The sequence below is a fragment of the Pseudomonas sp. NFACC45 genome, from assembly GCF_900113505.1.
GTDB classification, from domain to species: domain Bacteria; phylum Pseudomonadota; class Gammaproteobacteria; order Pseudomonadales; family Pseudomonadaceae; genus Aquipseudomonas; species Aquipseudomonas tehranensis.
The window spans coordinates 101,295-125,548 of record NZ_FOPO01000016.1; the positions used below are offsets into that span (position 1 = coordinate 101,295).

Consider the following 24,254-nt stretch of genomic DNA (forward strand, 5'->3'; position numbering starts at 1 on the left):
ATTGAATTAGCTGCTCATTTTTGACAACCCCCTAAGGAGGCCGTGTTCACTCAGAGGTTCTGGTCATCCAACGTAGACAGGAATGGCAGATGCGAAGGCTTGAGCCCAATGAGTCCTTTGTAATCTCAGATTGGTCTTTGGTTGTGGGGCGACGGCAGGTTTTACAGCTCATTATCCTACCTCTGTTTGAGCGCACAATGAGATTGCCTGGCTCACAGTTGAGGTAATCCCCGTCATGCATGACCACTTTTTTTCCTGGAGTGCGGCCTTCCTCAGCAATCAATTCAGCAAGGGTGAGGTGTTGCCCTTCTGACTCACCTGCGTAGCTGATACTGATTCTGGATCGATGCCCTCGCTCAAAGAAGAGCCCTTCCACAATATGCTCAAGCCAGTGCTGATGAGACCCTTCCGCACCAAACTCCCGCGCTAGGTTTTCCTTCTCGAATGGCTTCAAGCTGCTGAATAAGGCCGCTGGCGATTGCGAACGAATCAGGGACTTCCACCCCGTACTAATTTCGATGGTGATACCGAGCCTGTCCTGGGGGATCTCCCCTGGGGGTAGCGCAAGCCATTGCTTGGGTTTCTTGTACCCATCTGAACTCAGCTGAGATCTCCTATCTAGGTAGATCCAGGTATTCTCGTACGGAAAATACCCGTACAGCATGAGCTCCAAGAGGCGTGTCGTTGGAGGCGCCACGTACTCGACGCCGTGGTAAACACACTGCCGGCTGAAATGGTAGGCATGATGGCTTCGTCGCTTCGTATCGCTCGGAGCGAGAAATTGGCTGGCGGGCGGGCATTTGAAAATATTGTCCAAGTGGGTGATGAACTTGGCCTCTGCCTCAAGGCAGTCCAAGTTATGGCCTTCGATGCCGAACAGCTGCCACCAACGAATTGAGGCTTCATGCTCCATCCGCTCCCGCAGCTTGATCGCCAGCTCTCGATCTAAATACGCCTCCTCCTCAGCTGAGAGGGATCTGGCGTCTTTGGCCTTGGCACGCAGCCACATCCTAGTTCTTTCCCAATCACTGTAAGACACGAACACCTGACCTTAGTGAACATCTGAATGGTGATGCTGATGGATTTTGGCCAGATGGGATAGATCCGGAGAGGCTGAAAGAAACCCGCTCTGCAAGCCAAGCCTGACAAATCTGAACCATCCCTGCTTCTGTAGACGCCTTCAAGCTTCTAGGAAGGACTGCCAACCCTGCGCAACTGTCCGCTTTGGGTCGATTTTTGCCTGTCGGAACGGGATTAATCGGCCAAACCTGGCGGCGGTAGGTGACCGAAAATGGCAGATCCAGGCAGGCGCCCTGTACTGAGAACTTAATGCACGGATAGAACGGACTATTTCGACAGAAATTGTGAGGTGTCGTCCGCTACGTAGTAGAGAATGTACCCGGAATACACTAGAGAACCGGCAGCAACTTCCGCTTTGAAGCACTCTGTGAGTGCAACCTCATCAGCAAAACCGTATTCCGATAACTTGTCACCTGCGAAACTAGCAAGTCGCCACGCGTCGAAGCCACCGATCTCACCATGAGCCCCAAAGTCAAAGTCTACTGTACCTGTGGGGAGACTAACCGCGCAGCCATAGCCGTGCTTGAAGTAACGAACTCCGCCTTCTAACTCTCCACGCTGAGGAATGTCAGTGCCCACCCAATCCATATTGGTCAAGGGCCGCGGAATACCAGACCGATACATCATGTCCACAGCGGTGCCAACACTTGCTTGGTAGTGGCTGATCAAAATGGCGAGTTGGTTATTCATAAAGTCTCACGTTATAAGGAGCACTGAGTCCAGAGACCGCAGAGAGTAGCAGTGGACGCAACTGATGGGCAGCTTTTGGCCGACAGCAGACCGTCGCGATGAACTGCACTACGCAACGAACCACTGGGCGACTGTTCAAGATAAAAACTGGCATAAAGTTGCCGCAATTCATCAAGTTAACAGAGCGCCACACCACCCCAATCGCAAGTTCGCGCTCAAGCGGTGGGATGGCGCTTTGAAGACCAGTCTGTACCACACCTAGGCTTTGATCATCGCTTGTCGAGCACCTCGATCAAGCGCTGGAAGCGCTCCAGAAGGTCATCGTAAGTGAGAATCTTGATATCTGACTTTGCGTTATGGATCATCAAGGTGTCTTTCTGCTCCTGCGTCAAATCCTTAGAGCGCCCGATCACCACCATACCTTCTGCGGCATAGTTGCCCGCCAGCCACTGTGGCAGGTTACTCGCGTTGTTATGGATCTCCCTGATCCAGTCCTGCACCTGCTGCACTGCATGGGTCACCTTGTGCCGCTGGCTATTGCGCTTGGTGAATATCTGCGCGCTGTGGGGTTCGAGCTCCACCAGCACAACACGCTTGTCCGATTGGCGGTATTGCAGCACCAGGTCTGCACGGTATTTGCCGATGCGAACTTCGCTGTAGACCGCTGCCACATGGGAATCCAGTACTTGGGTGTGCTGCTTGAGGAAACGGTGCAGGTCTTTTTCACGCGTGCCGACCCGGCCCAATAGCTGGCACAACTCAATGAAGTTGCGCTCAAACCTTGCCGACTGAGAGACCTTTGGCCCCAGCGCTGTTACCTTGCGTTGCAGCAAATGTTGCTTGTCGACGCTGCCCCGGCGCGAGCGATTGTCCCGGCGAGTCACACCTATGGGCGGTATCAGCTCGCGCCCCCCTACCTCCATTACCTCGGCAAGCGGCTGGTCGAAGGCACCTACAATCACTGCTTTCACCCGCGTCAGACCAAGCGCCCTGCATGCCATATAGACGATATAGTCGTCGTCCATGACCAGCGCGCCGTTCTCTTCGTACAAAAGGATATCGGTGGTTCTAGCATGGGTGATGAACCGGCTAATGTCCTCATCTGGGATACGCAGTGCATAGTCAATGTCCCGAGGCTGCACAATGGCAAGGTCTACCCTGACCCGCATACACGCCACCTGACCATGGTAAGCACGGGTGATGAGCTGCACCAGGTACGGGTTGTCGCGGGGGCGGTCCTTGCGGTTATCGACGATCGAATTCAGCGGCAGTACCGGATAAAGGTATTTCTTGTATTGATACAGGCATTGCAGAAGGAACATGATGTGCGCCACCTGCACGGCGTACTCGCGCTCGAACCGGACCCAGCCTTCTTCCGTGCACATGGAAATGAATGGCTCCGGTCGAGTGCTCGATAGCTGCAGGTTCAATTGCCCCACCTTGCCAGACAACCCTTCGCGCCCAAAAACCGTAATTTCGAACAGAACTCCGCCATCCACCATTTCCGAGCGCCTAAATAGGACGCCACAGGGCCGGCCCTCGAAGGTGGAGGAGACAAAGAACTCGCGATCCAGCTTTAACTTTTCTAGGCGATGAAGATCGCGCAGTACTTCGTCGGGGGTAGGCAACTCCGAATCGGCCACCACCAAATCTTCGTTGATCACGAACATCGCACGGGCTATATCGCCGATTAAGGGATTCTTGCGATAACAGTTACGCACCCAACTGACGATCTCATCGACATCGGGCGTACGATGCTCGCCTTGCACGATTTCACGCAGGGTGCCTTGGCGGACCTGCTGCAGCATGGGTTCGGTACCAGGTGGAAGGTCGTTTTCGCTAAGCGATAGCCTGGTATCCGTTGCCAGCGAACCGTCCATGTAATGTGCTTCCAGCTCTTGCATCCGGGCTTTCCTTAGGTGTTGAACGCAGGGTGCGAACGCCATTAAGGTATCACTTCTGCCACCGCCTGCTACATTGCCGACTATCCTTCGCGCTAGGGTCGTAGTTCGGTGAGAGGATAATTCTGAAAAATAGCCGAACCAGCATACAACAGGGGCGCATCCTCTTTTGGCCGGTCGCCGTCGTTCATCAACGGCGGCTGACGGCCAAAAGCAGTCATTCAACATTTATCAGTCAAGGGCGATTAAGTTCCGCTGGTACTTGAATGGAGAGTCAATTGTTCTAAGTGTCTTATATATTGCGACAGCACTCCGTTATATTGCGAGAAGTACAATTATAAGATTATTTTTCACGCAAGCATTAAATCGGCTGCCACGCCAGCATTCAAGAAATTGGATAGCTAACAATAGAAAGATGGCTGACCAGTGCAATCATTTGATCCCCACTTAAACCTACGGCTGGGAAGCTGGAAAAATTAACATTCAGTGCAGATAGTCCGACAAGTAATAACTCATCGGACAGCTCAAGCTTTTCTGCTCCAGCTGGGAAAATGCCTTTTCCCTTCTCGGTTAAAAGAAATGCCAAGGGGAAGAATGAAAGAATGCTCATACAGCATTGATTACCGTGATTTCGCATGGTGAAAAGTTTAATGCTTTGGTGATACCTATGAGGGAAGAACCAGTAGTAGATGTCATGGGTCGCATCCAGAGCATGGTCATCACCGAGCACAAACTGTTGCATAGGCGTAAAGTACGGCGTTTCTTGTGGTGGATTTCGACACTCAGTCACAGAGGTGGCAGCGAGTATATGGCCGATCATTGCACGACAGTATCTCACGGCGTTAACAGGTGTATGGACACGGGAAACTGGGCTATTGGCAGCAGTGAAGAAATGATTGATTTTCCGCGTCAGTGACCTGCACACATCGGCGATTTCACCATCGTTCGCTCCCAAAGCCGTCATATTGCATTCGCGACAGATAGTCCTGAACTTGCTTCCATTCAACGACGGAATGCCCTGTACGGGATTACGGTCTAAACCCAAGACTTCAGTTAAATGAAACTGCTCCACCTTTGTAACGGTGATGCTCCCCTGTGGGGGAACATGATCTTTTGAGAGAACCCCGTGTTTTCCACATATCACGCAATAGCCGCTGACGATCTTGGTGTGCTTGCCGCGTTCAGACAGCATCTTCGAATATCTGCCCATCCAAGTGCTCCCGCTCCTCGTGTGTGCGGTTTATAGCATGCAGCCCGCACTCGCGATATCTCTACCCTCTGACACTTAGGTTGGCGTAATGGCAATCTGCCAGAAAAACGGGTAATGTCCCCACCTGCACACATAGGAAATGGAAATCCCACATGAAGTCAAGAAATCTGTACACCATTCACGACCTGATAGTCAGGGACTATACCGTCACGGCACTCCCAAGCGGAAAATTCCTTCATCAGTTCAAACCTTCGACTACTGAGACCCTTTATCAGTTTGAGACAAACAGTAGCGCTATAGAATTAGTAGATGGTGATCGTTATAACATTGGATACATCGAAGATGCTGGTGGTAGACGAATCATAGAGCCCTCCTCCTTGGGCAAAGCAGATACAGTCAATAAATACCTCAGCTACTCAGCGGCCAAACAGTTCTCTCTCGATAAGCTTGCTGAGAATCAGGGCAAGAATGACGAACGTGTAAAGCATAAGGCCTCAGATGGTTACTACTGGGGGCGGAAATATGCTTGGCGCCGGTTTGGACTGGTGATTGCAAAAGATGCTTTCTTTAATTATTTAGAAGAAATCGCTCATCCATTCGTGGCATGCAAAACCATTAGTGATGACATCGGCATTTATTCTAATCAGGATTCAATTGCTTATAAAGATGAAGGTCTTGAGGAAGCGATGGATCAACTCATAGAGACGGCAGTCAGAGTTGGGCGATTTTTCAAATCCCCCCGCTATACGAAGAAATTCCAGATTCGGCCTATTAACGCCATAACCGATAAAAAATAACTAAAGGCCGCACTATTTTTAATAGCTTATGCAGGGTCGGGGGGCTGTCGCCAACCTAAAAAATAATTCGGTGGCACGCCCTCACCTATGAACCGCCCCCAAAATACCGGTACAGACCAGCACAATATAGTATCGGATCGTAAATTATCAATCGTCGTGGCTGCTTACACGCCTCATCCTCACCGGAAAAGTAGAAAACCTGCGAAAAATTTAGAACCGTAGCAATTAGAAAATTTGCGGACTTTACAGGCAAAAAGGGACTTAAATGAGCAATACTATTTATATGATCGACAGAAATATCATCGGAAAGATTAAGGATAACTTTAAAGATGTGAAGCCGGAAAAAATTGCACGGATCAAATCTCTAGATCGCAAGGGAGTAACTATAAGTTTGCTTTTTGCGATGATTGAAGGGAATAAAGGGTCTCCACAAACAACATCTGAGGCATTCGACGGTATAAAAAAAGAAATCGAATATCTTCCCGATTTTTTTAAAAAAGCCAAAATCGATATTGATTTCTTCCAACATGAAACGCTTCTTAGCGCATCAGCAGCTTCTGACCAGCAACCTCGCGACTTTAAGAGGTACGCGCCGTTAGTTCAATTCATGCAGGAGAACCTCTATCAAAAGTTAAAAAAGAGAGAGCGAGCCCCAATTTTGGAAAAAATTGGAGAAGTTGCCGATCGGTCGCAAGTTGAGAGAGGCAACATAATAACTCTTTGCGGAGTCGCAAGTCTTTATGGCAATCGCAATGCGTCTGACGTTTTAAAACCTAAACCGCCTTCAAGTGACCAGGTCACTACAGAAAAAAGGGCATATAATTCCATAGCGGACTTAATGACAATTTCAAGAATGGCAGGCTTGAAGCGTTGGCTTAACATAGCAAATCCTAACGCCAGAATATTTTTTAAAACTTTGGACTCAGGGCTTGAAGAGTTCGCTAAAGAGATAGCTATTCTCAATCATAAGAGCACAGCATTCCCTGGGCATACGGTCCAAGAAACCACAATTGGCGTCAACAAATCATTATTTCCAGATCTGAATTTGGCAGAGTTTGAGGAATTGAAAGCCTGGATAGGCAAAGGGCCGGAGCCTCTGATCGTACCGTAAGCAGATATTTTCTTATTTTCCAACTCGGATTTGTGAGATGGAAAGGCCTTTTTTAAACAGCGTTCTGATAGTCAAGACGAGCGCGCCGGTTCTGAATGGCCGCCTTTGGCCGATAGTCGTCCATCGGTAGATGTATATTGCTGTCATAGGATACCAGCGGTCACTGTGAGCCCTCCATGCGATCACGGCTGGCTCTGCCTAGCGGAAAGGTTTTAGGGCGAAATTAGGGGCCATCAAAGACCGTAGGACGACATTGCTTGAGACAGAAAGCGCAGTGTTTGATGGACTGGAGCGGCCCAGGAAAGCTTGAAGGGGTTTCGAATCCCTTTCCATCCCTCATCATCACAAAAACATACGCATCATCAGCATTCGATCCAAGGCTACCTGTGATGCGTTTGTGATACGGAGGTTAATCTATTGAGTCAGGTTTCTTTAGTTAACAATTTTAGGAGTCTTTCTTTTGAAATCTAAGGGGGTTTAATGAGCCGTAATGGAAGAAATACATTGTGCAAATGTGGTAGCGGAAAAAAATTTAAGAAGTGCTGTATATCTCAAGGTCACTCCTCTGTTCCTCAATCAAAGACCTACAGTGATATGATTGAGGAAGCAGGACTGAAGGCTATGAGGGATAGCAAAGAAACAAGGGAGTCGGCGATAGAGCAACTTAAAACTATACTTGCAGTAGACGGGCTGTCAGAAACAGACGGTATTAATGCTACTTTTAGTTTGGCCGTAGCTTATCAGCACCAAGGAGAGCATAAGAGCGCTATATCGACCTTGGAAACGATAGAATGTAGCGATAAAATTGACTTGGCAGAGAAGGTGTCGTATCAGCTGGCAGTATCTTATGGAGCGCTAGGTTATACGGAGTATGCATGTGAACTCTTTCAAATAATTATCGACAATTGGGAGTGTAAACCTGCACCCAATGCAGTTGATCGTCATTATCGCGGACTCATGCTGATCGAGGCTGGGAAGGCATTTTCTTCAAATGGAGATAATTCGAAGGCCATTGATTGCTGGGAACAATCAATAAAAAAATTGGAAGAGTTTTCTGAGCGTGAGGCGGAGCACATTGGGAGAGCTCGGGCGAATATATCCTTGCAGAAGCTGTATAGCGAGGAAGAGAATGAGCAGAAAGAAGGGGTGGAGGAGTTGAATCTATCCACTAGCACCAAGCTTAAAATAGGGGATCTAAAGGGGGTGGCAAATAATTATTGCAATCTCGGTAATTATTTTCGAAGGGAAAAAAGATATGGCAGAGCAATAGCCTATTACAGAAAGGATTTGTACATCAGTCGATTGATAGGGGATAAGAGGGATTTGGCGTCTACTCTGGGAAATTTTTCAACCATTTATGCAGAGATGAAGCAGTTTAAGCAGGCGAAAAAAATTCTAGCAGAAGCAAAAGCTATTGGTGTAGAGCTAAATGATGAGAGGCTACTGCATATCTCAGAGGGCCAGTTAGATTATATTAACAGCCTTGCTAAAGAAGCAGGTTTGAACAAAGTTGGTATTGGTGACAAAGCCCTCTGTGGTTGTGATAGCGGAAAACTTTACAATGACTGTTGCGGGATGGCTGATTTTGAGCCTGTCAATCTATCTCACATTTATGGTGGATTATCTGAAGAGGCGGAGGAGATTCATGAAGAGTTTTCATTATTGGGGATAACACCCTGCCCACTGGATTTCATACTTAGGAAGATTCCAGAAGGCTCATTGAGACGATCGTGGATGGAGCATCATATGCATGACGGCTGGGTATCTATTGCCGAGCTTCCTGATATGGCTTCGATTCATATGTTTTCAGCGCAAGAAATGCTGAAAAAAGCGTTAGAAGACGATGATCTGAGCTCTGCGTTAGCTACTGTGATTCTGTCAGTGTGTTATTTGGAGGCGTTTATAAATCAAATTTCCTTTTTCTTGCATCAGAACAAGGAGGATGACTATATTCGCACTCTGAATCTCCCAGAGCTGCTTGCGGTAGATGGCCCTTTCAACTATCAAAGAAAAGGGAGTTTGGAAACAAAATGGCAGGAAATTTCTGATTGTTTAAATGGTGAAGGTTGGTTAGTTTCTCAGAAAGAGTGGCAGCAGGTTAAGGATGTCATCCATATAAGGAATGAGTTTGTTCATTTCAAATCAAATGGATACGAGCAAGTTGTACCGCCGCCGCGAAAAAAGGAAGCTATTTATTCGAAGATTCCTAAGTCTGTAGAGTTAAAAGATGTGCCTCATAGTTGGCCATTTAAATTTCTGACAAGTAGTTTGGCTCGCTGGGCGATTGAGTCGGCTGAAAATCTAGTGGATGTTCTTAAGAGCAACTATTCACAACATAGAAGGCATAATTCTAAATCGACTATAAAATCTTAACTTTGCAGGCGAAGCGACCGACCGCTTTTGGCCGGTTTCTGCCTGTTGCCACCTTCCGACTCGGATCGAGTGCTGCCCGTTGTCCCGCCTGCTGCGAGAAGATCACTGCTTATCATGGATGCGAAGCAAGGTTTTCAGATCGAATACAGGCGGGGGTCAACGGAGTGCTATCCCATGAGGTATTCCATTTGGTATTCCAATAAAAATACACAACTAATATTAACTATAATAATCAATAAGATAAATTACCGTTTCAGATTACCCCGGCCACCAAATTAGCGCTACAAATCGGGCACTTAGCGTTTATCGCAAGTGCCTTTTTTGTGCCTGAATGGGTGGTTTTGGCTCGGTTATGCCAGCTCTATGACAGCTTTTGTAGTGGTCCTGTAGCGTTTCCTGTATCCGCCTTCCCGCTCACCGTGGTCGATATCTGCAAGGAGAGGTGCGATGCTGTTGACGAGGGATGAGGTAGCCGACCTGACCGGCTACGAGCGGCCTGCAACACAATCGCGCTGGCTGCGCGAAAACTCCTTTCCATTTATTCTCGGCGGGGACGGACATCCGAAGGTGTTGCGCCAAGCCGTTATCAGCCGTCTCGGTGGGCAGTGCGAGCCCAAGAGGAACCCAGAGCTTCGATTGAAATAATGTTTGATCTCACCTTTATCGTCGGGTGCACCATGAGCAAACTGACTCTCACTGAATGGGCTAACGATCACTTCAGAACCCCACCCAGTTCAAATACGCTGAGAAAATGGGCGCGCGAAGGCCGAATCATTCCTCTCCCAATCAAGCATGGGCGCAATTACTATGTAGAGTCCAATGCTCGCTATCGTGAACCGGCGCAGCTTGATAGGACGACTGGAAGTAATCTGGTTGAGAGGATAGAGGCGGCTCGCAGAGGGTAAGGAACATGAAAATTATCTCTCAGGTCACAGTGAGACTTCCTAAGCTTATGGAAGCCGGCGAGTATCGCAAGCTGCGCTATGCAGGTAATAAACCGAGTCTCCAGCAGCTGAAAAAATGGATTGAGGAAGGCGAAATCGTCGGGGAGATCACCGGGGGAATGTACTTTGTGGACATCCAAGCAGCCGTGATTGACTCGAATGATCCATTGCTCGCAAAAATGCTTAAACTGGATTGAATCGTTAGCTCTGCACTCACACTGCTACCCTGTCCTCATCACTGGAGGACATCAATTGCCCAACTCAGACCTGCTCCCTTCCCTGTTGTTCAAGATCAATGAAAACCAATTGGCCCTCGAAGCGGCCATCATGGAGCTTTCTAACAGGGTGGAAGCGCGTGGATCGGCGGACGTTGCTGATAACGTGCGCGGCGCCCTGGACACCATCGACAAGAACGAGGAGTTCATCAAGATGACGCTTGCGGTCCTGATGACACCTGAGTGACCTGCTCATGGTTATCAACCGCAGGCTTTACATCGTCCAGCGCTACCCACGGTCGGATGTTTGCACCGAACAGGGTGCACGCTGGGGAATGAGGGAATTGCATTGATCTATCTCCCTCTTGCTGCACTCCGCCGCAGCGCTTGCCCCTGACGGTTCCATTCAAAATGGACCAGTTCTGATGCCAGGCAAGGATCTTATCCAGGGGCGTCATGCTGCTGATACCTGTACAAAATATGTACAAACATACTAACCCCATGGGTTTCTGCCTTCAAGACCAGCTAGAGGAGGATAGCGGGTGGAGCCTCCAGCGCTCGACAGCCCTCATATGCAGCTCGTCGACCCCAGCACCGCCGGAACGCATACACCATTGATTGCTGGGCGGCCCGCCATCCTTCATGATAACGATAGTCGGCTGACAGCCTATGCGGATGAGGTGAAGGCGGGAAGGATCGTGCGGGCAAGGCTGGGTAGGCGCAGATGCACAAAATACCCAGCTGAATAGTGACCCTGTGCGTAGCAGTCCGTCTAAGATGTGTTGAACGAAGTCTCGTTCATCCCCAAAATGGATTTTTTGGTTAACCCACGGACAAGGGGGCATATGAAAAGCATCGAAGCAGCAAGCCGCCTCATTGGGGTGGGAATCTATACGCCAGCAGAGGCGGCCTTGTACACAGGCATACCTGCAAAGGATATCCGGAGATGGATGTTTGGTTACAAATCTGAGGGGGTTGATCATTCTGGGCTTTGGACACCAGAAATAGATTCGCCTGAAGAAAAACTGCTCGGGTTCCACGACCTTCTAGAAATCAGATTTGTGCATGCCTTTCGAAAGCATGGAGTAAGCCTTCAGGCAATTCGATCAGCATCCAGGCAAGCCAGAGAGATATTCGATCAGCGCTACCCTTTCACCTGCAAGCGCTTCCAAACCGATGGCAGGAGTATCTTTGCGACGGTCTTTGACGAAACCGGCGACGAAGCAATTCTCGACCTTGCAAAGCGGCAATATGCATTCAGGCAGGTAATCGGTCCGTCACTTTATGAGGGAATCGATTATACAGGAGAAGGAAGGGCGCAGCGCTGGTATCCAGTCAAGCGAAGCAAGGCAATCGTACTGGACCCAAATCGCAACTTTGGTAAGCCAGTCTTATCCTCCACGGGTGTAGATACAGCGTCTATTTACCATGCGTATTTGGCAGAAGGTCAGGACGCTAAACGCGTTTCATTAATTTTCGAAATCCCGACTGCGGCAGTGGATGCAGCAGTAACCTTTGAGCATAGGATTGCTGCTTGAATTTTCTGATTGATAACAATCTCCCGCCTGCAATAGCACGAGCCCTTCATGAGCTATGCCAGCTAGAGGGGCACCAGGTAGTAGCCCTCAGGGATAAGTTCAAGCAGAACGCTAGCGATATCGATTGGATTTCAGAGTTGAAAGCTGACGGGCGCTGGACTGTGGTATCGCAAGACAAGTTCACCAAAGGCGATGCGGAGCGGAAGGCTTTTCGCGAATGCGGCTTGCCAATTTTTTGCCTGGCGAAGCAATGGGGGCAAGAGTCCTATTGGAGCAAAGCGCAAAACCTTGTCAAATGGTGGCCGTCAATAATTCAACAATCAGAACTAATAAGCGGCGGTGCCGCCTTTAGGGTTGCTTGGCGATTTACTGCACCCGGAAAGTTTGAACAGTTGAAAATTTAGAGCCCGGCCCAGCGCCGGGCTTTTTATTATGTGCAACCAGGGTGCGGATCTGATCAGGCCTACCGCTGATTCACTTCTCGGACATACGCCTGGCAGGCCTTCAGCGCGATAATTCCCCGGTCGCCGTCGTCGGTGATTCTGATAATTCGTTGAGCATGCGCTGGGTCAAGTTGGGCTCGACGGGCTCCATGAACCACGCCGACGGGGCCGGCGGTGGAAGGCACTGCGTTGCAACTGGCTGAATCCTCGGCAATGAGGACTGACAGCCGGACATCAGCGGTAGCAAGGCGATCGCGCAGGCGATCTTGGTCACGTTGGGCATCGCTCAATTTCCTGTAATGGGTTTGTTCGCTGGCCGACAGTCGCTGCTCTAGGGCGTGACGTTTGCCCTGATCTGCCTGAACCTGGGCCGCGGCCGCGCTGCTGATCTTGTCCAGGTCGGACTGGTGTAGGCCAGCCTGCTCCGCCAACTGCTTGCCGTAGCGCCAGCCCTGAACCTTCCATGTCGCGCTCATTGCCAGGATCAACGCCACGGCAATGCTGGCGATCATCAGCTTCAGCGTGGCAGGAGTCATGGCACGTCCTTGAAGAAAATGTGGTGCCCCAAGCGCAGGGTCTGGGTTGCGGCCTTGGCCCAGGCCGGCGGCTTCGGCATGGTGGTCGCGTAGTAATGGGTCGCGCCGCGGGTGATGTCGGGCTCCTGGCCGGAGATCACCAGATCCGCCGCCCGCTGCGCCTGGGCGAACTGCTTTGGCGGGATCTCCTTCGCGCCGCTTAAGTACGGATAGTTCGGGTCGTTCTTGCTCCAACAGCTGAACTGGTAGGGCTTCAGGCAGACGCCGGCATAGCCTTCACCCCACCAAGACTTGGCCTTGCCGTCGTTCACTCGGTTGCGGATGACGCAGGCCACGGCCACTTGGCCGGCGAAACCTTCGCCTCTTGCCTCCCCGTACAGCGTGCGCGCGAGGATGTCGCGATCCTTCTCGGTTGCGGTCATAAACTTTTCTCCAGGCGAAAAAAAGCCCGCAGCTAGGCGGGCATAGTGTCACCCCGTATGATGCGCAGGGCTCGACACAATCAATGAAATGGAAACTGACTTTGTCTCGTATCACTCCTGACCAATCGCAGCAACTGGACTCGATCCGCGCTCTGTCTGCACTGGTGGTGCTGCTCGGCCACACAAACCAAACGATTCTGTTGCCGACCCTAAAGGCAGGCTCGGTTTTCGTTGGGTTCTTTACTCAACTGTCTGTGATGGTGTTCTTCGTACTGAGTGGTTTCCTCATAGGAAAATCGGTCTGCAACAATATCGCAAAGAATCTTGGTTTCAGCATCGGACAGTATGCGAGAGACAGAGCGCTTAGGCTTTATCCACCTCTGGTTGTAGCAATCATCCTGATCGCTCTGCTGGCTGCCCTCGCACCGTTAGTTTTCCCTTCTGGGACTCAACAACTGCTGTCGATACCTGGCGCTAAATTCGTGAGAGCCGAGTTCACTGCAATCGCGAAACAGTTGTTCGGTGCATTGGTATTTCTGAACGAATTCAAAACTACAACACCAACCGCAAACGGCCCCCTATGGAGCCTGTCGATTGAAGCTTGGTATTACGTCGTCGCTGCCGCTTTATTTTTGTGGCCTTCGCGAAAGGCAGCGGCTATCGCTCTTTTGGTAGTCACCGTCATTGTCACGCGCAAGAATCAGTTATTTTATATGCTGGCTCCGATATGGTTCTCTGGGTTCGCCCTGGCGTTCATGCACCAGCGCACGCCACAAATGAATAACAAGTTATTCGGTTGGTTGTTTGTGTTATTTACTGCCGCCGTCGCGCTGGCCGTCGCGCTAGTGCTGTTCGCAGAGCCGCTTGGCAATGGAATATGGCTGGATCGAATGAATCATTTCCGGTTGATTTCTGGCTTGTGGTTCGCTTCCTTCATGGCACTTATTATGGGTGGCGGCGCCAGATTCCCCGCACTATTCCATAATCAAGCAGGATATTCATACACTCTTTACGTGATTCACTTCCCCATAATGCTGTTCATTCTCGGCGCTACTCAGCAATATATTTATGGATCAGTGGCAAGGTCAATAATAGTCGGCGCGCTAACTATTGCAATATCAATTGCAGCCGCAAAACTAATTGCCCACTACGCCGAGAACAAGCAGCTTATCCGTTCACTTGCCCTGAACACCAAGAGACTAGTTACCTCAAAATGATCTACTTAAAAAGTATCACTTTCACCTTAACGATGATGCTTCCTGCTATAGCATCGGCAAATGATTACACCATTGAGATAACAAAATCAGGCGTTGAGTACGGATATCACCAGGGCACACCGAACGGGCCTCTCCTAATTATTGCTACAACCGACATAAAAGAATCAATGACCAATACTTACAGCCCTATTGGAGAAATTTTATCTTCCAAGGGCTATAGCGTAGCGGCTATAGATGTCCCATGCCACGGCAAGGATATAAATAAAAAAGAAGGAAGCGGCCTGAACTGCTGGCGAGCGAGAGCCGACGAAAACAGCTACAACATTTTCGACAGCTATATCGATAACTTAAAGTCTGTGCTTGGCGATATTGCGGAAAAACATAAGGCTCGCCTGGAAGAAATCACCGTCCTTGGTATATCTCGTGGCGGTTACATCGCGATAAAGGCATCCGCCGAAATACCGAGCATCACTTCAATCATCGCCATGGCGCCAGTCACCGATGTATTCCGCTTGCGAGAGTTCGAGAACTCGAAAGCCAATAAAACGGTGTACACGCTGGCGCCTTATTACCAGGTTCTTTCGAAGAAACACGTATTTATCCAGATCAATAATAACGACGACAGGGTTGGAACGGCGGAAACCTTATCGTTGATTGCTGGAGTAACGAAGGTTGGAAATCCATACGCTGTGGATCTGACGGCAATACTGACACCAAAGAAAGGGCATTCGACAAGCGAGCATGAAATGGCCGCTGCATGGGCCCTGACTCAGCAGCAGAAGCTTGCTAAGACAGAAGATCAAATGTCTGCCCCTAAGTAGTTCCCGCCATGACGCTGAGGGCGACACTCTTAGGCATAGTCATCCATCCAGGAAGGTGAAACGGGACGCCGGCCCTCCTCTGGGAATCCAGAAGCTTGCGGCCAATTTCGCAGCGATTGCAGGTACTCCAACAGCTGAGCATAATGCTCTGCTGTCATAGTGGGTGATACCTGCATTTCTTCCTCGTCCCGGTGACGTTCGCGTAGCCAGAGTATTTCGCTAAGAGCGGAGTCTCGCCATGATCTTTCTCGCGCGGCTAGTTCGTCCATGCTGAAAACTCGATCCTCGAGATAAGGTGTGCCATCTTCAAGGTGTTTTCTAACCTTTCCTAAGGGTGGATTGGATATCACCTTATCTATTGTTTCCGCATCAATTGAAATTACATCCTTCGGCATATCAGTGTGAACCGACTGGAAATATATTGACCCGGTAGACGGACTATAAAATGTTTTCATTTTCCAAATCCAAACCATTGAAATTCATTGGCGACTGTTGAAACGAACGGGACGGACGTCAAACCAGATATAGCGAGGTTTTTTGGAGTAATATTATGAGACACACTAACTGGCGTTGCGTGAGTGTACTGACAGAATATCCCATAAGCTCTCGTTGTATATGCTATAGGATAAACAATAGTCTCGGATGTTGCCGACGCCTGGAAGCCCCAGTTAATAATCCAGCCCCCCAACCAAGACGGGAACGCGACACCTCCATTGATGCCAAAAATAGCGTTGAACCCCCACCTTATTTTTTTGGAGTTACGAAAGTTGCATCATCTAGGCCGGCGTCAACCTGGATCTGAGTAGCAACTTTCGCCTTGCCGAGAACTGTCTCTGTCGCCTGAACAATAACCTTATTGATGGCCTGGAATACCCGAAGCGGACTCATCCACTTTGTATTATCTGTACCGCCTTCGGCTTCCACCTGCGTGGCTTGCTGTGTGGTCGTATGAGCGGCGATGATCGCGGCTATGGCCTGTTTGAGCTGATCGTTTTCCCCCTCAGTTGGCGTCAGGCCTGCCTCAATTATGACGTTTAATATTTCGTCAGTGACCGCGTTGCCCCAGGCCGATGGAATTAACGATCCCGGCGTACCGGCAACTGGATCCTCGTCCACAAATTTTCCGCCCACCAACCCAACGCTTGGCACGCTAATCGGATAATCCACGTTTCTACCTCTCAGTCATAATTGATTTGAACGACGGTGTGCGCAGGTGCCGGACGCCGGATAGTGCATTCGAGTGGGTTGCCCGGGTTGGTGCCGAAGCGCTCCCCCCAGTAGCTGACGCCGAATCGACGCCCCAGCCTTTGCCGCCCGCCCGTATTGAGCGTCCACATGAACTGGGCGCTCCAGGTGCCAAAATGCGCAGAGCCAAAGCGAGACCGACCAAAACGGGGAGCGCGGTGTTCGGTGATCGTGGCGTCTGGGTATCCCTGACCTACTGCGATCTCGATGAAGTAGGCCTTGTTTTGCCCGCCCACTTCGACCAGGCGACGGCGAACGGCAAGGCGCCGATCCTCGAACGCCGGGTTTATACCTAGGCAAGGGTCAGGCAACCCCATGATTTGCTCCCAGTCCGGCACCAGCTCGCTCACGCCGAAGGGGTCCATCTCATTCAGAAGGTCCACTGCTCGGGCATCAAGACGAGAGAACTAAGAAAGCGTCGGCCCGGCCCTCTCAAACACCAGCAGCAGGTTTTACGACTATAACCATGATTTCCACCAGCACCTCAGGCCGCGCCAGACGTGCCTGGACAGTGGCCCGTGCCGGAGCACTGTTCGTGGGTAGCCAGGCGTCCCACACCGAATTCATTGCCGCGAAATCACGCTCAATATCTTTCAACCAGATCTGTGCACTCAAAAGTTGTCCCTTGTCGCTGCCCGCTAGTGTCAACAGAGCCTCGATCTTGGCCAGCACCTGATGCGTCTGTTCTTCGATGCCGGCTTGCAGATCAGTGGGCACCTGGCCGGAGAGGTAGAGCAGATCGCCGCAACTGACTACACCGGACATCCGCGCGCTGCTTTGAAAACGTTGAATCGTGGCCATCGGTTTACTCCATGAATTGAGAAAGTTAAGACGCTGTGCCGTCGATCAATCGGACCAGACGTTGAGCGCTACCAAACGCCAAGGTCATGCCCAGCGCACCCTGGCCGCAATTGACGTACAGGTTGTCACAACCGCTGACGGCCAGAATCGGCCGCCCGGTGGGGGTCGCCGGACGCCAGCCCGTCCAAGGCTGGCAATCAACGGCGTTAGCTTTCAGGCCGAACAATGCCTGCGTCGAGGTTTTCAGTTGCTCGATACGCTTGGCGGGAATCGATGCATCCAGTCCACACAACTCGACCATCCCCGCGACGCGTAAGCGGTCACCGATCCGTGCGAACACCGTTTTGCGCCGCATGTCGGTGACGCTGACCGTCGGTGCATTCATCGCATCGGTGATCGGCAACGTAATGCTGTAGCCCTTGAGCGGGTAGACCGGCATGCGCACACCGAACGCTGATAACAACCCCGCACTGTAAGCGCCAGCCGCCAGCACGACGGCCTGCGCGCCTAAAAGACCAGGGCCTTCGATGGCGTGGTGTATCTGCAACGCGGTGATGCGCCCGCGCTCACGCTGGAAACCGCTAACCTCACTGTCGAACAGAAAACGCACCCCCTGCTCGCTCAATAGCCGCGCAAGCTCCTCACACAATTTGCGCCCGTCGACCGCACATTCGCTGTCGGTATGGATCGCACCGTGAAACGCCTTCTTGTAGCCCTCAAGTGCCGGTTCGATCGATACGGCTTGTTCGGGGCCGACTATTTTTTGTTGCCTGGCGCCTTGACCAGCCTGGAATTGCACCTGCTCGCTGGCTTTGCGCAGGCTTTGAGCATCAGGGTATAGCACCAGTTTTCCGCTACGGGCGAAGTCGCATTGCACCTTTTCCTGACTGATGAATTCGTCCAGCGCCAGCCGACTTTCATGCGCTAACGTCAGCAACTCGACTGTGGTCTGACGCGAAACGGACGTGCGGCAGGCCGCGAGAAACTCAACACACCAGCGCCATTGCTCCACGTTCCATTGCGGCGAAAACTTCAGCGGTCCGTTGCGCTCCAACAGCAACTTCGCAATGCCCGGGAGCAGGGAGGGATCAGCCAGCGGTTGTACATAGCTGTAACTCAATTGTGCGCCATTGGCAGCGCTGGCCCCCATGCCAGGCCCTCCCGCCCGATCGATAACGGTGACGTGATGACCGGCCTTGTGTAAAAACCAGGCACTGCTCAATCCGACGATGCCGGCACCGACTACACAGATCTCCATTACGCCACCACCCTGTCCGACAGATCCCAGCCCACAGGCCGCAATTGGTGCCAATCACTGACTTGCTGGTAAGCGTGGGCTATCCGCAGGACCAAGGGTTCGGCGAAAGCACGACCGACGATCTGCATCGAGACCGGCATGCGTTGCTCGTCGAAGCCCACCGGCAGCGCCACTGAACAGAGATTGAGCAGGTTGGCGAAACGCCCGAGCAAAGCCAGCGGCGTGCCATGTTCATCGATCTGACTTAACGGCACACTGCCAATGGCGTTGGTCGGAAACGCACAGGCATCGACATTGGACATGGCTTCATCCATGGCTTGACGGGCAACACGTCGCTGAGTGTGCAAATGGATATAAGCCGCCGCGTCGATGGCCCGTCCGCTCAGCACCCGACGCTGCACATGAGGATCGAAGCGCAGATCACCGCGCTCGAACAAACTGCCAAGGCTGGCGTAGCCTTCGGCGCTCATAAGGCCACCGGCGACACGCATGCACTGGTCCAGCGAAGTCGGGAGCGGCTGTTCGATCAGGTGCATGCCCAGTGCCGCCAATTGCTCAAGCCCCCGGTCATACGCGGCCAATACGCCGGGCGCGATGTGTACTCGTTCGGTCTGTGGCAGCACCCAGATGCGCAGACCAGCCACAGGACGATTCAAGCCCGCCGCGGCGCTGAATACCGGCGACTTGGCCGAAACCGGATCCAGCGGATCCGGCCCCAGCAGAGCATCAAGCATCCACGCCGCGTCTTCGACGGTGTGCGTAATGGGCCCCACCGAATCCAGCGATGGACACAACTCAATCAAACCGTGGCGGCTGATCAACCCACGCGTGGTTTTCAGCCCGACCAGGCCACACATACCCGCAGGAATCCGCACCGAGCCGCCGGTATCGGTGCCCAACGCCGCGCTGGCCAACCCGCCAGCCACGGCCACCGCCGAACCACTGCTGGAACCCCCGGGAGCACGATGCACTTCTCGATCCCAGGGGTTCCACGGCGTGCCCATCACCGCATTTGTGCCCCACCCCCCGAAAGCGAATTCAACGGTGTGGGTCTTACCCATAATGATCGCACCGGCGCGTTCCAGTCGCTGGACGGCCGTGGCGGTCAGCCCCGAGATACGCGGCTTCTGTGCCAGCGAGCCACCGGTGATGGCCTTACCGTCAATCTCGAACAAATCCTTGATCGCGACCGGAATACCGTGCAATGGCCCCAGCTTGACGCCCGCAGCCCGCTGCCGATCGGCCGCGATGGCGGCACCGAGCGCACGCTGGGGATAGGCCTCGACATAAGCATTGAGTTGACCGTTGAAGTGCTCGATCCGCTCCAGTTGCGCGCAAACCAGGGACTCACTGGTGAGCGTTCCAGCCTCAAGCGCTTGCTGCAACTGGCCAATGCTGTGGGAAGCGGTTCGATCCAGGGTGTTCATATGTTCAACCTCGAATGGTTTTGTGTCCGCAGCATCAACTACCATTCCATCAATGCCGGCTTGATCTTAAGCCCCAGGCTTTCGGAAATTTGTTGAATAATTTCACCGTCATAGCCGACCATCCGACCGTCTTGATATCCTGTGCCCGGCATATCACCACTGAAAGCGATGGTCAGGCTTCCCGGCTCTACCGTTTCCAAGGCGAACACCGGTGCCGCAGCCAGCATAGACAGCAGAAAACCGGCACAAATACCGGAAAAACGCTGAGTGTTTGATCTCTTCATCGGATGTTCCTCGCTCGTTATAGTGGTGGCAGCAGAACGTTTCGTATGGGCCCATCGTAGTGGGATCGGCGGCATAGACAGTTGGATGCTTTGCACGAATGATTGAACATTTACGACATTCTGGTGATGAAGAGCCAGCTACGCTTCAGCAAAGCCTGGTGAGCGAGCTCGACCGCGGTCACGCCCGTCATCCGCCCGTCCGCCGCGGCGCCAGCGAGCTGTCCATTGGCATCCTGCTATGGCCCCGCTTTCCGTTACTGTCACTCTCAGGCTTGACCGATGCATTGCGGCATGCCGCCGATACCGGTGATCAAAGCCGCCCCATACGCTGCCAATGGAAAGTACTCGGCACACCCGGGCAAAGAGTCATGTCCAGCAGCGGGCTGGACGTGCCCATCGACAGCGAACTCGCTGCCCCAGAGCACTTCGACTACATCGTGGTCATTGGGGGATTGCTCGATTCCATCGAAGCGGTGCCGAAAACCTATCCCGCGTTCCTGCATCAGGCGACCGCCGCACAGGTGCCGTTGATCGGCCTGTGCACCGGCAGCTTCGTGCTCGCGCGATATGGCCTGATGGAGGGGCGAACGGCGTGTGTCCACGCCTATCATGGCGACGATTGGAAGCGGCTGTTTCCCTCGTTGCGCTTTGTCATCAACAGAGACTTTCTGATCGACCGAGACCGGATCACCTGCGCGGGCGGTGTTTCAGTGATCGAATTGGCCCTTCACCTGATCGGCCTGCATTGCGGGCCGGATCGGGCAGGCAAGGTTGTGCATCAGATGACGGTGGCAAAGAACACGTCCAGCAGCTTCGTCGATCGGCGCAAGGCACTCGGGTACGCCAGCTCGTCCAATCGGCGGCTGCATGAAGCGGTGATGTTGATGGAAAAACACATGGCCGAACCTCTGGAGATCGAGGCCATTGCGCACCTGGTCGGCACCAGTAAACGGCAATTGGAACGCCTGTTCGTCGCTGAAACCAACAACAGCCCCGCCCAGTTCTATCGCCAGGTCCGGCTCAGGTTCGGCCGATGGCTCCTCGTGAGTTCCGACCGTCAGATCGGTGAGATCGCTTTTGAATGCGGCTTCGCGGATGCCCCTCATTTCATTCGACATTTTCAGAGCCTGTTTGGCCTGTCGCCGGGGAAGTTACGCAAGGTCCTGATGCAACAAGATGGAAAATAACGCCGCAAGTGACCCTAACTCTATGTACAACGCCATTCCTGGGGAACCGTGCGCCCGCCTATCTCGTCCTTTTTCAACGGCCCTTCGTTTTCGCCAGCTCAGCGATAAGAAAATCCCTGAACGCAGACACCGCCGCCGGTAAATTGCGTCCCGCCATGCTTTGCAGTTCGATGCGCCGCGCCTGCATGCCCTCATCGAGGATCGGCAAGCATTGCAGTGCCTTGTCCGCCACCTGCTTGTGCAAGGTCATTTCGCTGGCCAGGCTGATACCGCCCTCTTCGCGGACGAAGCTATAGAGCGAGGCAACGTAATTAGTGGTCAACACCGGGTCGAACAACAAGCCCTGTACACCGCAACAGATGTCGAACAGTTGCCGTATCGTGGTGTCGGCCTTGGGGAGCGCAATGGGCCAGGGTTGCAACTCGGCGAGGCTGACAGATTCACGCCCGGCCAAAGGATGGGAATTGGAGACCACGGCAAAAATCGCCCCGCCCAGGACATGTTCGACCTTGATTTCCTTCTGCGGCGTCAGGCTGAAGGTCATCGCCAGATCGGCTTCGCCGGAACGCACCTTCTCCGTCGCTTGCGCAGGCGCACAGACCTCCAATGTGAAATGAATGCCCTGATACTCACGCCTGAACGCGCTAATGCTGCTGGGCATGTATTCCAGTGCAAACCCTTCCGAGCAGGCAACATGCACATGACCTCGTTGCAAGCCATGCAGCTCGGTAATTTCCAGCACCACCTGCTCGGCCTCAAGCTGCGACTTGCGCGCATAAGCCGCCAGTCGCGTCCCCGCCTCGCTCAGCACCATGCCTCGGGCACGGCGCTCGAACAGGCTGGCATCCAAGGCCAACTCCAGCTTGGAAATTTGCCGGCTCACCGCGGACGCGGCGACATTCAGCCGTACCGAGGCTTCGCTGATCGATCCGCATCGCGCTACTTCAAGAAAATAGCGCAGTGCCGTGGACTGCACACCATACAGCTGCATTGGCGCCCCCAAGGTTTGCCTTTTCGGCAAAGAAAGTATCGAAATATTATTCTTGTGGCATTGATAGCCTTTCCCTACATTCGAGTCCAGACCAAAAAAAACACGAGCCGATCTTTTTTCCTTCTTTGCGCGTTTGCGATTCGCTGCCCTTTGATTCAACCACTCTCGCCAACGGAGACGACGGCATGGGCATCAAAGGTTTCGCCTGCAGTATTGCGCTGATGGGCCTCATCAGCAGTCTTCCGGCTCACGCCGGTAAAGCCAACGACACCCTGGTTTACGCTTCCGACAGCGAGCCTGAGAACATCAGCCCCTATCACAACGATTTACGCGAAGGCGTGATTCTTGGCCGGCTGATCTGGGACAACCTGATCTACCGCGACCCCAGCAGCGGTGAATACAAACCCATGTTGGCCACCCGCTGGAAACAGGTCGACGACACCACCATCGACTTTGATCTGCGCAAAGACGTCAAATTTCACAACGGCGACGCCTTCACCGCCGACGACGTGGTGTTCACCCTCAACTACGTGGTGTCGCCAGAATCGAAAGTCGTTACCGTGCAAAACGTAGACTGGATCAAGAGCGCCGAAAAAACCGGTGACTACAGCGTCCGCCTGTATTTGAAGAAGCCTTTCCCTCCGGCGCTGGAATACCTGTCCAACGCCGTTCCGATGTTCCCCAAACAGTACTTCGAGAAGGTCGGCCTGGCCGAATTCAGCCGCAAGCCAATCGGGACCGGGCCGTATAAAGCCGTATCGGTGGTGGCTGGCGAAGGCGTCACCATGGAGCTCAACAAGGACTACTTCCCGGACAGTCCACAAGGCAAGCCCCATATCGGTCACCTGAAATTTCGCGTGATCCCGGATGCCGAAACCCGCCTGGCCGAGTTGATGACCGATGGTGTCGACTGGACCTGGCGTGTGACCCCGGATCAGGCAGTCGACCTCAAAGGCATGCCGAACCTGACCGTGAGCAGCGGCGAAACCATGCGCATCGGCTTCCTGATTCTTGATGCTCGGGGCACTTCCTCGGAAAACTCGCCGATGAAGCACCTCAAAGTGCGTCAGGCCATCAACCATGCGATCAACCGCAATGCGCTGGCCACGCAATTGGTGGGCGGCGAAGCCAAACCTTTGCAGGTTGCCTGTTATCCAGGTCAGTTCGGCTGCGATACCACCGCGGCCACGGTCTACGACTATGACCCGGCCAAGGCCAAGGCGCTGCTCGCCGAAGCCGGTTACCCAAATGGCTTCGAAACCGAAATCTTCGCTTATCGCGACCGTGATTACGTCGAAGCCATCATCGGCAACCTGCGTGCTGTGGGCATCAACGCCAAGCTGCGTTACTTGAAGTACGCCGCCCTGCGCGATCAGCAACGGGGAGGCAAGGTGCCGATGTCGTTTCAGGCCTGGGGCTCGTTTTCGATCCTCGACACCTCGGCGTCGGCCGGCACCTGGTTCAAGGGCAATCCGGACGACAACATCAAGGACCCGCAAGTCCAGGGTTGGTTGCAGACCGCCGATAACGCCCTCGACCCGCAAGTGCGCAAGGACAACTACCGCAAGGCGTTGCAGCGCATCAGCGAACAGGCGTACTGGGCGCCGATGTTCAACTACTCGATGAACTACGCCTACACCGCCGAACTCGCGTTCACGCCGTACCCGGATGAGCTGCCGCGTTTCGTTCAGTCCAGTTGGAAGTAATCCGCCACCGAGCGGATTGATCGAGAGGTGCCGTGGCTGCGAACAAACCCGCACCAC

At 52.7% G+C, this 24,254-nt stretch carries 25 protein-coding genes and 2 pseudogenes; 13 read left to right on the forward strand and 14 right to left on the reverse strand.

The genetic code is table 11. The features are described 5' to 3' along the window. Positions 1-46 precede the first annotated feature (46 nt). The 4 genes from BM132_RS25975 to BM132_RS25990 form a co-directional block, all read right to left on the reverse strand. Positions 47-1,009, reverse strand: a complete 963-nt coding sequence (locus BM132_RS25975; protein ID WP_092459648.1) for a hypothetical protein — start codon at positions 1,007-1,009, stop codon at positions 47-49. Between the two features lie 338 nt (positions 1,010-1,347). After that, positions 1,348-1,770: a DUF6896 domain-containing protein gene (locus BM132_RS25980; RefSeq protein ID WP_092459651.1), complete on the reverse strand. Its 423-nt coding sequence runs from the start codon at positions 1,768-1,770 to the stop codon at positions 1,348-1,350. 269 nt (positions 1,771-2,039) lie between these two features. Beyond that, positions 2,040-3,674: a Shedu anti-phage system protein SduA domain-containing protein gene (locus BM132_RS25985; protein WP_092459653.1), complete on the reverse strand. Its 1,635-nt coding sequence runs from the start codon at positions 3,672-3,674 to the stop codon at positions 2,040-2,042. Between the two features lie 382 nt (positions 3,675-4,056). Next, complete coding sequence (locus BM132_RS25990) at positions 4,057-4,881, reverse strand: metal-binding protein (RefSeq protein WP_092459655.1); 825 nt, start codon at positions 4,879-4,881, stop codon at positions 4,057-4,059. Between the two features lie 152 nt (positions 4,882-5,033). Between BM132_RS25990 and BM132_RS25995 the strand changes: the two genes are divergently transcribed. The 9 genes from BM132_RS25995 (at position 5,034) to BM132_RS26035 (ending at position 12,263) form a co-directional block, all read left to right on the forward strand. Further along, positions 5,034-5,678, forward strand: coding sequence for a hypothetical protein (locus tag BM132_RS25995; RefSeq protein WP_092459657.1), 645 nt, complete (start codon positions 5,034-5,036; stop codon positions 5,676-5,678). A 265-nt stretch (positions 5,679-5,943) separates the two neighbouring features. Next, complete coding sequence (locus tag BM132_RS26000) at positions 5,944-6,789, forward strand: hypothetical protein (RefSeq protein WP_143092394.1); 846 nt, start codon at positions 5,944-5,946, stop codon at positions 6,787-6,789. Positions 6,790-7,269: 480 nt separating this feature from the next. After that, a complete protein-coding gene (locus BM132_RS26005) occupies positions 7,270-9,162 on the forward strand; it encodes a tetratricopeptide repeat protein (RefSeq protein WP_092459705.1) in 1,893 nt (630 codons plus the stop codon). Positions 9,163-9,609: 447 nt separating this feature from the next. After that, on the forward strand, positions 9,610-9,807 hold the full coding sequence (locus BM132_RS26010; RefSeq protein WP_092459662.1) for a DUF4224 domain-containing protein: 198 nt from the start codon (positions 9,610-9,612) through the stop codon (positions 9,805-9,807). Between the two features lie 32 nt (positions 9,808-9,839). Continuing rightward, positions 9,840-10,067, forward strand: a complete 228-nt coding sequence (locus tag BM132_RS26015) for an excisionase (RefSeq protein WP_092459707.1) — start codon at positions 9,840-9,842, stop codon at positions 10,065-10,067. Between the two features lie 5 nt (positions 10,068-10,072). Then, positions 10,073-10,303, forward strand: a complete 231-nt coding sequence (locus BM132_RS26020) for a hypothetical protein (RefSeq protein ID WP_092459664.1) — start codon at positions 10,073-10,075, stop codon at positions 10,301-10,303. A 55-nt stretch (positions 10,304-10,358) separates the two neighbouring features. After that, entirely contained in the window at positions 10,359-10,568 is a 210-nt protein-coding gene (locus tag BM132_RS26025; RefSeq protein WP_092459667.1) for a hypothetical protein, read from the forward strand. A 598-nt stretch (positions 10,569-11,166) separates the two neighbouring features. Next, the gene (locus BM132_RS26030; protein WP_092459669.1) at positions 11,167-11,859 is read left to right on the forward strand and encodes a MerR family transcriptional regulator; all 693 of its coding nucleotides are present in this window, start codon (positions 11,167-11,169) and stop codon (positions 11,857-11,859) included. Continuing rightward, positions 11,856-12,263, forward strand: a complete 408-nt coding sequence (locus BM132_RS26035) for a PIN-like domain-containing protein (RefSeq protein WP_092459671.1) — start codon at positions 11,856-11,858, stop codon at positions 12,261-12,263. Before BM132_RS26030 ends, BM132_RS26035 begins: the two co-directional genes overlap by 4 nt. A gap of 59 nt (positions 12,264-12,322) precedes the next feature. Here the strand turns inward: BM132_RS26035 and BM132_RS26040 are convergent, their stop codons facing one another. Continuing rightward, complete coding sequence (locus BM132_RS26040; protein WP_092459673.1) at positions 12,323-12,838, reverse strand: lysis system spanin subunit; 516 nt, start codon at positions 12,836-12,838, stop codon at positions 12,323-12,325. Continuing rightward, positions 12,835-13,260, reverse strand: a complete 426-nt coding sequence (locus BM132_RS26045) for a cell wall hydrolase (RefSeq protein WP_092459676.1) — start codon at positions 13,258-13,260, stop codon at positions 12,835-12,837. The genes BM132_RS26040 and BM132_RS26045 overlap by 4 nt, the downstream gene beginning before the upstream one ends. Positions 13,261-13,343: 83 nt before the next feature. On the opposite strand from BM132_RS26045, the gene BM132_RS26050 reads away from it, so the two are divergent. Both BM132_RS26050 and BM132_RS26055 read left to right on the forward strand, forming a co-directional pair. After that, positions 13,344-14,477, forward strand: a complete 1,134-nt coding sequence (locus tag BM132_RS26050; RefSeq protein WP_092459678.1) for an acyltransferase family protein — start codon at positions 13,344-13,346, stop codon at positions 14,475-14,477. Next, positions 14,474-15,298, forward strand: coding sequence for a serine aminopeptidase domain-containing protein (locus tag BM132_RS26055; protein ID WP_092459680.1), 825 nt, complete (start codon positions 14,474-14,476; stop codon positions 15,296-15,298). Before BM132_RS26050 ends, BM132_RS26055 begins: the two co-directional genes overlap by 4 nt. Positions 15,299-15,327: 29 nt before the next feature. Here the strand turns inward: BM132_RS26055 and BM132_RS26060 are convergent, their stop codons facing one another. The 7 genes and pseudogenes from BM132_RS26060 to BM132_RS26090 all read right to left on the reverse strand — a co-directional run bounded on the left by BM132_RS26060 (position 15,328) and on the right by BM132_RS26090 (position 20,313). Beyond that, on the reverse strand, positions 15,328-15,753 hold the full coding sequence (locus BM132_RS26060) for a phage tail assembly chaperone (RefSeq protein ID WP_177218221.1): 426 nt from the start codon (positions 15,751-15,753) through the stop codon (positions 15,328-15,330). A gap of 507 nt (positions 15,754-16,260) precedes the next feature. Then, a pseudogene (locus BM132_RS29030) lies at positions 16,261-16,465 on the reverse strand (phage tail protein); the annotation flags it as partial. 11 nt (positions 16,466-16,476) lie between these two features. Beyond that, positions 16,477-16,950: pseudogene (locus tag BM132_RS26070) on the reverse strand (putative phage tail protein); the annotation flags it as partial. 25 nt (positions 16,951-16,975) lie between these two features. Beyond that, entirely contained in the window at positions 16,976-17,344 is a 369-nt protein-coding gene (locus BM132_RS26075; protein WP_092459684.1) for a RidA family protein, read from the reverse strand. Positions 17,345-17,369: 25 nt separating this feature from the next. After that, positions 17,370-18,602, reverse strand: a complete 1,233-nt coding sequence (locus BM132_RS26080) for a D-amino acid dehydrogenase (protein ID WP_092459686.1) — start codon at positions 18,600-18,602, stop codon at positions 17,370-17,372. After that, entirely contained in the window at positions 18,602-20,029 is a 1,428-nt protein-coding gene (locus BM132_RS26085) for an amidase (protein ID WP_092459688.1), read from the reverse strand. The genes BM132_RS26080 and BM132_RS26085 overlap by 1 nt, the downstream gene beginning before the upstream one ends. Before the next feature lie 38 nt (positions 20,030-20,067). Continuing rightward, on the reverse strand, positions 20,068-20,313 hold the full coding sequence (locus tag BM132_RS26090; RefSeq protein ID WP_256244324.1) for a transporter substrate-binding domain-containing protein: 246 nt from the start codon (positions 20,311-20,313) through the stop codon (positions 20,068-20,070). A 98-nt stretch (positions 20,314-20,411) separates the two neighbouring features. Here BM132_RS26090 and BM132_RS26095 point away from each other — a divergent pair, with 98 nt between their 5' ends. Further along, the gene (locus BM132_RS26095; protein WP_092459689.1) at positions 20,412-21,500 is read left to right on the forward strand and encodes a GlxA family transcriptional regulator; all 1,089 of its coding nucleotides are present in this window, start codon (positions 20,412-20,414) and stop codon (positions 21,498-21,500) included. Positions 21,501-21,573: 73 nt separating this feature from the next. Here BM132_RS26095 and BM132_RS26100 read toward each other — a convergent pair whose 3' ends face one another. Continuing rightward, positions 21,574-22,491 (reverse strand): LysR substrate-binding domain-containing protein, encoded by a 918-nt coding sequence (locus BM132_RS26100; protein ID WP_092459691.1) that lies wholly within the window; start codon positions 22,489-22,491, stop codon positions 21,574-21,576. Positions 22,492-22,676: 185 nt separating this feature from the next. On the opposite strand from BM132_RS26100, the gene BM132_RS26105 reads away from it, so the two are divergent. Further along, a complete protein-coding gene (locus tag BM132_RS26105; protein ID WP_092459693.1) occupies positions 22,677-24,197 on the forward strand; it encodes an ABC transporter substrate-binding protein in 1,521 nt (506 codons plus the stop codon). The last annotated feature ends 57 nt before the right edge of the window (positions 24,198-24,254 follow it).

Excerpts from the sequence above, each read along its gene's own strand:
- BM132_RS26030 (WP_092459669.1), top strand. The coding sequence starts at position 11,167 with ATGAAAAGCATCGAAGCAGCAAGCCGCCTCATTGGGGTGGGAATCTAT.
- BM132_RS26050 (WP_092459678.1), top strand. The coding sequence starts at position 13,344 with ATGAAATGGAAACTGACTTTGTCTCGTATCACTCCTGACCAATCGCAG.
- BM132_RS26105 (WP_092459693.1), top strand. The coding sequence starts at position 22,677 with ATGGGCATCAAAGGTTTCGCCTGCAGTATTGCGCTGATGGGCCTCATC.
- BM132_RS26055 (WP_092459680.1), top strand. The coding sequence starts at position 14,474 with ATGATCTACTTAAAAAGTATCACTTTCACCTTAACGATGATGCTTCCT.
- BM132_RS26090 (WP_256244324.1), bottom strand. The coding sequence starts at position 20,313 with ATGAAGAGATCAAACACTCAGCGTTTTTCCGGTATTTGTGCCGGTTTT.
- BM132_RS26000 (WP_143092394.1), top strand. The coding sequence starts at position 5,944 with ATGAGCAATACTATTTATATGATCGACAGAAATATCATCGGAAAGATT.
- BM132_RS26085 (WP_092459688.1), bottom strand. The coding sequence starts at position 20,029 with ATGAACACCCTGGATCGAACCGCTTCCCACAGCATTGGCCAGTTGCAG.
- BM132_RS26095 (WP_092459689.1), top strand. The coding sequence starts at position 20,412 with ATGATTGAACATTTACGACATTCTGGTGATGAAGAGCCAGCTACGCTT.
- BM132_RS25995 (WP_092459657.1), top strand. The coding sequence starts at position 5,034 with ATGAAGTCAAGAAATCTGTACACCATTCACGACCTGATAGTCAGGGAC.
- BM132_RS26075 (WP_092459684.1), bottom strand. The coding sequence starts at position 17,344 with ATGGCCACGATTCAACGTTTTCAAAGCAGCGCGCGGATGTCCGGTGTA.
- BM132_RS26045 (WP_092459676.1), bottom strand. The coding sequence starts at position 13,260 with ATGACCGCAACCGAGAAGGATCGCGACATCCTCGCGCGCACGCTGTAC.
- BM132_RS26010 (WP_092459662.1), top strand. The coding sequence starts at position 9,610 with ATGCTGTTGACGAGGGATGAGGTAGCCGACCTGACCGGCTACGAGCGG.
- BM132_RS26040 (WP_092459673.1), bottom strand. The coding sequence starts at position 12,838 with ATGACTCCTGCCACGCTGAAGCTGATGATCGCCAGCATTGCCGTGGCG.
- BM132_RS25985 (WP_092459653.1), bottom strand. The coding sequence starts at position 3,674 with ATGCAAGAGCTGGAAGCACATTACATGGACGGTTCGCTGGCAACGGAT.
- BM132_RS26005 (WP_092459705.1), top strand. The coding sequence starts at position 7,270 with ATGAGCCGTAATGGAAGAAATACATTGTGCAAATGTGGTAGCGGAAAA.
- BM132_RS26080 (WP_092459686.1), bottom strand. The coding sequence starts at position 18,602 with ATGGAGATCTGTGTAGTCGGTGCCGGCATCGTCGGATTGAGCAGTGCC.
- BM132_RS26020 (WP_092459664.1), top strand. The coding sequence starts at position 10,073 with ATGAAAATTATCTCTCAGGTCACAGTGAGACTTCCTAAGCTTATGGAA.
- BM132_RS26015 (WP_092459707.1), top strand. The coding sequence starts at position 9,840 with ATGAGCAAACTGACTCTCACTGAATGGGCTAACGATCACTTCAGAACC.
- BM132_RS25980 (WP_092459651.1), bottom strand. The coding sequence starts at position 1,770 with ATGAATAACCAACTCGCCATTTTGATCAGCCACTACCAAGCAAGTGTT.
- BM132_RS25990 (WP_092459655.1), bottom strand. The coding sequence starts at position 4,881 with ATGGGCAGATATTCGAAGATGCTGTCTGAACGCGGCAAGCACACCAAG.
- BM132_RS26100 (WP_092459691.1), bottom strand. The coding sequence starts at position 22,491 with ATGCAGCTGTATGGTGTGCAGTCCACGGCACTGCGCTATTTTCTTGAA.
- BM132_RS25975 (WP_092459648.1), bottom strand. The coding sequence starts at position 1,009 with ATGTGGCTGCGTGCCAAGGCCAAAGACGCCAGATCCCTCTCAGCTGAG.
- BM132_RS26060 (WP_177218221.1), bottom strand. The coding sequence starts at position 15,753 with ATGAAAACATTTTATAGTCCGTCTACCGGGTCAATATATTTCCAGTCG.